General features: G+C 69.7%; 4 protein-coding genes. 2 read left to right on the forward strand and 2 right to left on the reverse strand.

Annotated features, from left to right (window positions below):
• Together QZV94_RS17345 and QZV94_RS17350 are read left to right on the forward strand one after the other, a co-directional pair.
• A partial coding sequence (locus tag QZV94_RS17345) for an AMP-binding protein (protein ID WP_293679437.1) occupies nucleotides 1-1,361 on the forward strand: 1,361 nt, incomplete at its 5' end.
• Nucleotides 1,358-2,899 (forward strand): acetyl-CoA acetyltransferase, encoded by a 1,542-nt coding sequence (locus QZV94_RS17350; RefSeq protein WP_293679439.1) that lies wholly within the window; start codon nucleotides 1,358-1,360, stop codon nucleotides 2,897-2,899. The genes QZV94_RS17345 and QZV94_RS17350, both read left to right, overlap by 4 nt.
• A 4-nt stretch (nucleotides 2,900-2,903) precedes the next feature.
• Here QZV94_RS17350 and QZV94_RS17355 read toward each other — a convergent pair whose 3' ends face one another.
• The gene (locus QZV94_RS17355; RefSeq protein ID WP_293679441.1) at nucleotides 2,904-3,806 is read right to left on the reverse strand and encodes a hypothetical protein; all 903 of its coding nucleotides are present in this window, start codon (nucleotides 3,804-3,806) and stop codon (nucleotides 2,904-2,906) included.
• Nucleotides 3,807-3,821: 15 nt separating this feature from the next.
• On the reverse strand, nucleotides 3,822-4,571 hold the full coding sequence (locus QZV94_RS17360; RefSeq protein WP_293679443.1) for an enoyl-CoA hydratase/isomerase family protein: 750 nt from the start codon (nucleotides 4,569-4,571) through the stop codon (nucleotides 3,822-3,824).
• Between the last annotated feature and the right edge of the window lie 77 nt (nucleotides 4,572-4,648).

Here is a 4,648-nt window from a genome sequence, read left to right on the forward strand (position 1 = left end):
CTGAGGAGGTCTGGTACATCTTCGACAACTCGGACGCCCAGACCGTGGTCTATGCTCACGAGTTCCGCGACGCCGTGGCCCAGATCCGGCCGCGCCTGCCCAAGGTCAAGACCTGGATCGAGGTCGCCGACGACGGCGGCGCGGTCGCGCCGTTCGCGGAATCCTTCGACACCCTTGCCGCCGAGGGCAATGGGGGGCCGCTCGACATCCAGCGGTCCGGGGAGGATCTGTTCTTCATCTATACCGGCGGAACCACCGGCATGCCGAAGGGCGTGATGTGGCCGCACCAGGACATGCGCGAGATCACCCTGCAGGCGCAGCGCAAGCTGGGTCCGGTGCCGGAGACCCTGGAGGCGCTGCGCGAACACACGCGCGCCATCGGCCCCGGCGGCCGCATCCTGCCTGCGCCGCCGCTGATGCACGGGACGGGCCTGCTGACCGCCATGGGCGCGCACCTGGCCGGCGGCTGCGTCATCACCCTCACGGGCGAGCACTTCGACGCCGACGAGATGCTGACGGCCATCGACCGCCACCGCCCGCAGTCCCTCGTGGTCGTCGGCGACAGCTTCGGGCGGCCGATGCTCAACGCCCTGAACGCGCAGCCCGGCCGCTACGACGTCTCTAGCGTCCTGGTCATCGTTTCCTCCGGCGTGATGTGGAGCGTGGAGAACAAGCGCGGCCTCTTGGAGCACATGCCCCAGGCGATGCTCAACGACGGGTTCTCCTCATCGGAGGCGATCGGCATGGGCGCCTCGGTAATGACGGCGGCGGGCGAGGTGCAGACCGCCAAGTTCATGCTGGGCGATCGTTGCCGCGTCTTCGACGAGGACGACCAGCCCGTCGAGCCCGGGTCCGGCAAACGGGGACTCGTCGCCCTCGGGCCGCCCAATCCGGTCGGCTACTACAAGGACCCCGAGAAGACCGCCCGCACCTTCCGGGTCATCGATGGCGTCCGCTATTCCTTGCCCGGCGACTGGTGCGAGGTGGCGGCGGACGGGACGCTCACGCTGCTGGGCCGCGGCAACGCCTGCATCAATACGGCCGGCGAGAAGGTCTTTCCCGAGGAGGTCGAGGAGGCGCTGAAGACGCACCCTTCCGTCGACGACGCCCTGGTCGTGGGACTGCCTGATGAGAAATGGGGTCAGGCCGTGACCGCTGTCGTGCAGCTGGCGCCCGGACACGAACTCGACGAGCAGGGCCTGCGCACCCACGTGCGCGCCAGCCTCGCCGGCTACAAGACGCCCAAGCGCATCGTGGTCGCCGACCGCGGTCTACGGGCCAGCAACGGGAAGGCCGACTACCCCGCGGCGAAGGCCTGCGCCGAGGCGGCCATCTCAGGTGAACGGGAAATCGCACAATGAGCGCTGCTATCGATCCTCGCACCCCGGTCCTGATCGGCGTCGGCGAAGCTTCCGAGCGCCTCGGCGCCCCCGGTTATGCTGCGCTTTCCCCGGCGGACCTGGCGGCGGCAGCCTGCCGCGCCGCGCTGGAGGACACCGGCGCCGCGCGACCGGTCGCTCCGCAGGTCGAGGTGCTGGCTGCGATCCGCCAGTTCGAGAACTCCGGGCCCGGCGCAGTCGCGCCGTTCGGGCGCGCCGACAATTTCCCTCGCGCCGTCGCGCGGCGGATCGGCGCCAATCCGGCGCGCGCCATCGTGGAACCGGTGGGCGGGCAAGGACCGCAGCACCTGGTCAATGAGTTCACCAACGCGATCGCCCGCGGCGAGATGGACCTGGCGCTGATCTGCGGCTCCGAGGCGATCTCGACCGTCCGCGACCTCGCGGGCAAGGGCGAGACGCGGGATTGGGCCGAGACAGTGGAAGGCCAACTCGAAGACCGCGGCTTCGGCCCGGGCCTCGTCACCCGCGAGTTCCCCAGCCACGGGGCGCGTACGCCCATTCAACTCTACGCCCTGTTCGAGAACGCCCGGCGCGCGAAGACCGGCCAGGACCGCGCCGCCTACCAGCTGGAGATGGGGCGGCTGTTCGCACCGTTCACACAAGTCGCCGCGGGCAATCCGCACGCCATGTCGCAGACGCGGTACTCGGCCGATGAACTGGCGACGGTGACGCCGCAGAACCGGCTGGTCGCCGACCCTTTCACCCGCCGGCTCGTGGCCCGCGACCAGGCCAACCAGGGCGCCGCGGTGCTGATCGCCTCCGTCGCCAAGGCCCGCGAACTTGGCGTCCCCGAAGACCGCTGGGTCTATCTGCACGGCGGCGCGGACGCCATGGAGCGGACGCCGTTCGCGCGCAATGACCTCTCCGGGTATCCGGCCGCGGGCCTGGCCGCCCGTCGGGCCCTGGAGGTCGCTGGTGTGGACGTGGCCGACGTCGCGGCCTTCGACCTCTACAGCTGTTTCCCGATCGCGGTGACCACCGTCCGCGACGCCCTGGGGATCGCACCGGACGACCCTCGGCCATTGACCGTCACCGGCGGGCTGCCGTTCTTCGGCGGCGCCGGGAACAACTATTCGATGCACGCCATCGCCAGCATGGTGCGCCGCCTGCGCGCCCAGCCCGGGGCCTTCGGCTTCGTAGGCGCCAACGGCGGGTTCCTCTCGAAGTACTCGGTAGGCGTCTATTCTACGACGCCGGTCGCCTGGAAGGGCTTCGACAGCTCAGCCCTGCAGGCGCAGATCGACGCCTGGCCAGCGCCTGCCGCCGCACCCGACGACGCCAACGCAGGGGTCGTGGAAACCTACACCATCGACTACAGCCGCGAGGCTCCCTACGGCGTGCTCGTGTGCCGCACGCCGGCCGGCGAACGTTTCGTCGCCGCCGCGGAGGACCCCGCGCTGGTCGAGACCATGATCCAGCGCGAGCCCCTGGGCGCCGCCGTCGTGACGCACCGCGACGACAAGGGTCGCCGCGTCGCGGTTCAACTGGACGCCGCCTGAACGCTCAGCTGGGCTGCTGGAGTTCCGGATAGAGCGACGAGCTCGCCTTGAGGAAGCGCAGGAGGTGGCGCATGCGCACCACCACCTTGCCCTGCTCGTCCGTCGTGGTGGCGTCCCACCACAGGTATTCGGTCTTGGGACTTTGGCCGACCCCGACCACCTCGCCGGTTACGGTGTAGGGCCGGTCGACGAACACGGGGCCGTTCTCGTAGGCCACCTGGAAGGCGCCGAACATGCCGGAGGTGTCGCCGATGTGGGGCGAAATCCGGTCGTGGTGATGGGTTTCGCCGTCGCCCACCAACAGCCGGAACATCATCGCCGCAGTGGTCCCGACCGAAGCGATGGGGCCGCCCCAGGGCGAGGGGCCGCTATACCAGTCCATGGGCTCATTGCTGGACCCGTTGGCGATCGCCGCAGCCTGTTGCTCGCCGCTCGGGGTCGTCTGGGCGCGTCCGAGGTGCTGCCCGGGCTTCACGCCGTTCAGCAGGCGCAGCTGGCTCTCGTCGGAGGTGCGCAGGTCGCGGGTCGCCAGCTCCGAGCGGCTGTGGTCGCCGAGCGAGGCGGTGCCCTCGCAGACGATGAAGTCGGGGACGTCCGGGCGGCGCGCGAAGATGCGGGTCTGGGCGCCGGGCGCCGGCGGCGGCTCAACCACGGCCTGCACGGTCTCACCTGACACGACGATGTTCTGGAAATAGAGCGAGAGCGCGCCCCGCTCGAACCATTCGCGGCCGTAGGTCTGGACCAACAGCGGGGCGAAGAGATCCAGGTGCAGGTTGCCGCCCACGGCCGAGCCGCGGAACCCCAGCCGCTGCGCTTGCGCGGGGTCGTGGATGCTGGCGTTGGAGTGGTTCAGCGCGGTGCGCACCGGACCGATCAGGCGCTCGGCGGGGGCATCTGTCATGGTCATGGTTCCAGCTCCTCTTCAGGTGGGCCTGTTGGCCAGGCGCGCCATGGCGTTCATCTGGCTGTGGTAGCGGAACGCCGCGCCCAGGCCATGGATGTCCAGCGCCGCGTTGTAGACGCTCTTCTTGTAGCGCGCGTCGACCGGGCCGAGTGTCAGGGCGTCGGCGGCGATGCCTTCGACCGTCGAGTCCAGCTCGGCCTCGGGCACCGCCATGGTGACCAGGTCGAAGCGCTCGGCAGTGGCGCCGTCGATGATACGGCGCGTCAGCAGGAGGTATCGGGCCTTCTTGAGCGGCATGGCGAACTGCCACAGCGGCATGGACGACGAGCCCACCCCGGCCGCCGGATGGCCGAGGCGCGCGGTGTCGGCCGCCACGGAGATGTCGCACAGGAGCTGTAGGTAACAACCCGCCGCCAGCGCATTGCCCTGGACCCGCGCGATCGTCACCTTCGGGCAGTTCCAGATCCGCAGGTAGCGTTGCTCGATGTCGGCGAGCGCGCCCATGGCGGTATCGACCTGCCAGCGCCCATCCTCGCCCGGCGGCGTGATGTAGTAGCTTCCGCCCTTTAGGTCGTAGCCGGAGCAGAACGATGGGCCGGCGCCCGCCAGGATCACCACCGATACGCTGTCGTCGCCCCCGGCTTTGATGAAGGCGGCGTCGAGATCGTCCATCATCTGGTGGTTCAGGGCGTTGTGCTTCTCCGGTCGGTTCAGGGTGATCCGGGCGATCCCGCCGGCCGCTTCATAGAGCACGGTCTGGAACGACATGGATCGCCTCCGCCTTTCGGGCGCCTAGTGCGCACAGCGACACCCTCCGCCCCCGCCGCCACGTAAGTAAACAGGAT

The sequence above is a fragment of the uncultured Phenylobacterium sp. genome (assembly GCF_902826855.1).
In the GTDB taxonomy this organism is placed as follows: Bacteria; Pseudomonadota; Alphaproteobacteria; order Caulobacterales; family Caulobacteraceae; genus Phenylobacterium.

Bases quoted from the DNA above. Each gene is read 5' to 3' on its own strand.
- QZV94_RS17350 (WP_293679439.1), top strand. From the start codon at position 1,358: ATGAGCGCTGCTATCGATCCTCGCACCCCGGTCCTGATCGGCGTCGGC.
- QZV94_RS17355 (WP_293679441.1), bottom strand. From the start codon at position 3,806: ATGACCATGACAGATGCCCCCGCCGAGCGCCTGATCGGTCCGGTGCGC.
- QZV94_RS17360 (WP_293679443.1), bottom strand. From the start codon at position 4,571: ATGTCGTTCCAGACCGTGCTCTATGAAGCGGCCGGCGGGATCGCCCGG.